This window comes from Microbacterium sp. CPCC 204701 (assembly GCF_004010105.1).
Lineage (GTDB): Bacteria > Actinomycetota > Actinomycetes > Actinomycetales > Microbacteriaceae > Microbacterium.
Window position 1 is genome coordinate 1 of the sequence record NZ_RRYE01000238.1, and the last position, 4,800, is coordinate 4,800.

Sequence of the window (4,800 nt, forward strand, 5' to 3'; positions counted from 1 at the left end):
CCCCCGCCCCCGCCCCCGCCGCCGAGCTCCGCTGCTCCCGCCGCGCCGGTCGCCCCGGCGGCGACTCCGAACGCGGGCGTCGAGGCGTCGGCGAGGTCGGGAACGTGGGACACCGTGATCGCGTGGGCTCTGGCGCACGGCTGGTCGCAGGAGCACATCGACGCGTGGATCGCCCGCCTCGAGGAGGAGCGAGCCGACGCATCCGAGGGCGACCGGCCCCGCAAAGAGCAGCAGGCGCCGCCGCGCCCGCCCGAAGCGGGGCTCATCCCGCCCGACCCCGCCCAAGAACGTCCCGCGAACGCGGGTTCGACCGCCGGCCGCACCGAGTCCTCGGACTCGTCCCGCGGCGGCGCGAAGAAGGATCGATCGCGCGATTCCCCAGACAGACGCGATCGGTAACCGGCCGGATCCCCCAGTCCGGCCTTTCCCAGCCCCCGGTGTCCCCCAACACCGGGGGCTTCTTCGCGCGCGCGGCGCGACCGCTCACTCCCAGCGGTAGCCGGCGCCGCGCACGGTGACGATGTGGTCCGAGCCCAGCTTGCCGCGCAGGTATCGCACGTAGACGTCGACGACGTTCGAGCCCGGGTCGAAGTCGAGCCCCCATACGCTGCTGAGCAGCTGCTCCCGGCTGAGCACCCGACCGGGGTTGCGCAGGAACTGCTCGGCGAGCGAGAACTCGCGGGCCGAGAGGTCGATCTCGCGGCCTTCCACCGTCGCGCGGCGTGCCAGGATGTCAAGGGTGACGTCGCCGTGCGAGATCGCCACCCCCTGCTGCGGCACGTTCTCGCGGAGCCGCGAGCGCACCCGTGCGAGAAGCTCCTCGAAGGTGAAGGGCTTGGACACGTAGTCGTTCGCGCCCGAGTCCAGCCCCTCGACGGTGTCGCGCGTGCTCGAACGGGCGGTGAGCATGATCACCGGGATCCCGGAGCCCCGTGAGCGCAGCTCGCGCAGCACCTCGAAGCCGTCCATGGTCGGGAGCCCCACGTCCAGCAGCACGAGGTCGCCGTCGCCGCGGAGCGCGGCCTCGAGGGCCTCCGCTCCGTCCTCGATGACGGTGGTCTCGTAGCCGGCGGACTCGAGCCCGCGGCTGACGAACGCGGCGATGCGCGGCTCGTCCTCCACGATGAGGATCCTGGTCATCCTGATGCCTCCCGTTGCAGCACGACGTCGCCGGCCCTGACGGGTGCCGGCAGCTCCACCTCGGCGGGAGGCAGGTGAATGGTGAACGTGGCTCCGCCGCCCGGAGTGTCGGTGACGGCGCAGTGGCCGCCGTGGCCCTTGGTGATCGCGTCGACGATCGCGAGGCCGAGACCCGAGCCCCCCACGGTGCGCTTTCCGTGCGCGCGATCGAATCGGCGGAAAATGCGCACGCGCGCCGCGGGCGGGATGCCGGGGCCGTGATCGCGCACCCACAGGTGGGTGCCCTCCGCGTCGACCGCGCTTCCGATCTCGATCGGGGAGCCGGCGGGGGTGTACTTCGCGGCGTTGTCGGCGAGCTGCAGCCACGCCTGCAGCAGCCGGTCGGTGTCGCCGGTCGTGATCCCGCCGACGTGAGACTCGACGGTCCAGACGTGGCCCGGGATCACCGCGACGAGCTCGCCGACCCGGGCGGTGAGAGAGGCGACGTCGACCTCGGCCATCGCGTACGAGTCGGCCTCCGCAGCGGCGAGCAGGTCGATGTCCTCCACGAGACGCGCCAGCCGGTCGAGCTCGGCGATGCCGATGTCGCGCGCCGAGGCCACGTCCGAGGCATCCCGAGGGTCCATCAGCTCGAGGTGCCCACGCACGATGGTGATGGGCGTCTTCAGTTCGTGGCGCACGTCGTCGAGCAGCTGTCGCTGCACGTCGACCGAGCCCTCGAGGCGGTCGAGCATCGAGTTGACGGTGCGCGAGAGGTCGGCGATGTCGTCGTTGCCGTGCGGCGACAGGCGTCGTGACAGGTCATCGATCGAGATGGCGTCGGCCGTCTCGCGCAGGTGCCGGATGGGGGAGAGCAGGCGGCCGGTCACGAACCAGCCGACGACCCCGATCGCCCCGAGCACCGCGACGGCCGCCACCACGTACGTCGTCATCGCGAGCGTGACCGGCTGCAGTTCCGCGCCGAGGTCGATCGCACGGACGTACAGCCCCTGCCGCGGATCGCCGGGCATCGAGACGGGAATCGCGATGTAGCGCAGCGTGCCCTGGTCTGTCACCGCGGTTCCGCTCTTGGCCGTGCCGTCGTCGGTCTCGGCCACCACCCGCTCCATCAGGTCATCGTTGTGCGAGATGTCGAAACCCGACAGCGTCTGCGGCACCCAGCGCGGAGTTCCGTCGAGGAGAGCCACCGATCCCTCGCCGCGCGCCGGCACGAGCCGGGCCACCACGGCCTGAAGGTACTCGTCGATCGAGGCGAAGTCGTTGATGTCGACCTCTTCGATCGCCTCGTTGGCCCCTTCGCCCGCCTCTTGGACCTCAGGGTCACCGGCGAAGTCCTGCAGCCGCTGGACCTGCGCCGCGAGCCGGTCGTTGACCGCCTGGATCGCCTGCTCGCGCTGCACCAGGAACGTCACGCTTCCCACGATCGCCAGCCCGACGCACGCGACCGCGAGGATCGCTGCAAGGATCCTGACGCGTGCGGGAATCGGGCGGGGCGTGTGGGCCACCCCCTGATTATCCCGCCGCGACGGATCTTCCGGCACGCCAGACCTGATCAGCCCGGGTGCGTCATCGAGAGGAGGTCGAGCTTCTCATCGAGCTGCGCGAGCGTCAGCTCGCCGCGCTCGACGTAGCCGAGGTCGATCACGGCTTCACGCACGGTGATCCCCTTGGCCACCGAGTGCTTCGCGATCTTCGCCGCAGCCTCGTACCCGATCAGCTTGTTGAGCGGGGTGACGATCGAGGGAGACATGCCCGCGTATGCGGCGGCGCGCTCGACGTTCGCCACGAGGCCGTCGATGGTCTTGTCGGCGAGAAGGCGCGAGGCGTTCGCGAGCAGCTCGATGGACTCGAGCACGGCGGTGCCCATCACCGGGATCGCGACGTTCAGCTCGAACGCCCCGGAGGCGCCCGCCCAGGCGACGGTCGCGTCGTTGCCGATGACGCGTGCGCACACCATGAGCGTCGCTTCAGGGACGACGGGGTTGACCTTGCCGGGCATGATCGAAGAACCGGGCTGGAGGTCGGGGATATGCAGCTCGCCGAGGCCCGTGTTGGGACCGGATCCCATCCACCGCAGGTCGTTGTTGATCTTCGTGAGCGACACTGCGATGGTGCGGAGGGCCCCGGATGCCTCGACCAGCGCGTCGCGGTTGGCCTGGGCCTCGAAGTGATCCTTGGCCTCGGTGATCGGCAGCTCGGTGTCGGCGACGATGAGCTCGATGACCCGCTGAGGGAAGCCGATCGGCGTGTTGATGCCGGTGCCGACCGCGGTGCCGCCCAGCGGCACCTCGGCGACGCGGGGAAGGACGGACTGCACGCGTTCGATGCCGAGGCGGATCTGGCGGGCGTAGCCGCCGAACTCCTGGCCGAGCGTGACCGGAGTGGCGTCCATGAGGTGGGTGCGGCCGGACTTCACGACCTCTTTCCACGCCTCGGCCTTGGCCTCGAGCGCCACCGCGAGGTGGTCGAGCGCGGGGATGAGGTCGTCGATGAGCTCCTGGGTCACCGCGATGTGCACGGAGGTCGGGAAGACGTCGTTCGAGGACTGCGAGGCATTGACGTGGTCGTTGGGATGCACGGTGGCGCCGAGCGACTGCGTCGCGAGCGTGGCCAGCACCTCGTTCATGTTCATGTTCGACGAGGTGCCGCTGCCGGTCTGGTACACGTCGATCGGGAACTGGTCGGAGAACTCGCCCGCGATGATGCGGTCCGCCGCGCCGGCGATGGCGTCGGCTATGCGTGCGTCCAGCGTGCCCAGCTCCTTGTTGGCGAGGGCGGCGGCCTTCTTGATGCGGGCCAGCGCCACGATCTGGGCCGGTTCGAGCGGGTCTCCTGAGATCGGGAAGTTCTCCACGGCGCGCTGGGTCTGCGCAGCGTAGAGAGCGTTCTTGGGCACGCGCACCTCGCCCATGGTGTCGTGCTCGATGCGGTACTCGGTGTCGGTCACGTCGTCGTTCCTCACGTGTCGGTACAGGGTCGGGGTTCGGGTCAGGCGGGCTCGGCGATACCGACGACCACGTCGGGGACGGCGGTGCCCTCGGCGAGCCGGTAATTGGCGCCGACGATCGCGAGGCGCCCCGCCGCGACCGCGTCGCTGATGAGCTCGGACGAGTGCAGCAGCTCCGCGACGGTGTCGCGCAGGTGCTCGCGACCGACCTCTTCGGCGTCGATCGCCCGCGGGGCGATGCCGTCGACGGTCGCCGCGCGCTGCACGCGGCGGACGGCGGGCACGATCGGCGAGATGAGCCGCCAGATGTGCGGGGGCAGGGGCGCCGTCTCGGGGTCGGTGCTGTCGATCGCCGCTCGCACGGCGCCGCATTCGTCGTGGCCGAGCACGACGATCAACGGCACTCCGAGGACGGCGACGGCGTATTCGAGGCTGCCGACGACGGAATCCGAGATCACCTGCCCGGCGTTGCGGACGACGAAGAGGTCGCCCAGCCCCTTGTCGAAGATGATCTCCGCCGCCAGTCGCGAATCGGAGCATCCGAACAGCGCGGCGCGGGGGCGCTGGCCGCCGGCGAGCTCGTGGCGCCGGTCGACGTCCTGGCGGGGGTGGTGCGGTTCGCCGGTGACGAAGCGCGCGTTGCCCCGCTGCATCTCGTGCCACGCCTTGGCGGGCGCCGGCTCGGGGCGCGTCGTCGGATCGGTCACTCGGCC

The 4,800-nt window shown here is 70.8% G+C and carries 5 protein-coding genes; 1 reads left to right on the forward strand and 4 read right to left on the reverse strand.

From position 1 onward, the window contains the following. A partial coding sequence (locus EIO58_RS12810) for a hypothetical protein (protein ID WP_446723925.1) occupies positions 1-399 on the forward strand: 399 nt, incomplete at its 5' end. An 84-nt stretch (positions 400-483) separates the two neighbouring features. On the opposite strand, the gene EIO58_RS12815 is transcribed toward EIO58_RS12810, so the two are convergent. From EIO58_RS12815 to EIO58_RS12830, 4 genes are read right to left on the reverse strand one after another with little or no spacing between them, the layout of a single operon-like run. Continuing rightward, on the reverse strand, positions 484-1,140 hold the full coding sequence (locus EIO58_RS12815) for a response regulator transcription factor (protein ID WP_127819866.1): 657 nt from the start codon (positions 1,138-1,140) through the stop codon (positions 484-486). After that, positions 1,137-2,645: a sensor histidine kinase gene (locus EIO58_RS12820; protein ID WP_127819867.1), complete on the reverse strand. Its 1,509-nt coding sequence runs from the start codon at positions 2,643-2,645 to the stop codon at positions 1,137-1,139. The genes EIO58_RS12815 and EIO58_RS12820 overlap by 4 nt, the downstream gene beginning before the upstream one ends. Before the next feature lie 47 nt (positions 2,646-2,692). Then, positions 2,693-4,087, reverse strand: a complete 1,395-nt coding sequence (locus tag EIO58_RS12825) for a class II fumarate hydratase (RefSeq protein ID WP_127819868.1) — start codon at positions 4,085-4,087, stop codon at positions 2,693-2,695. A 41-nt stretch (positions 4,088-4,128) separates the two neighbouring features. Next, entirely contained in the window at positions 4,129-4,740 is a 612-nt protein-coding gene (locus tag EIO58_RS12830; RefSeq protein WP_127819869.1) for a carbonic anhydrase, read from the reverse strand. Positions 4,741-4,800: the final 60 nt, after the last annotated feature.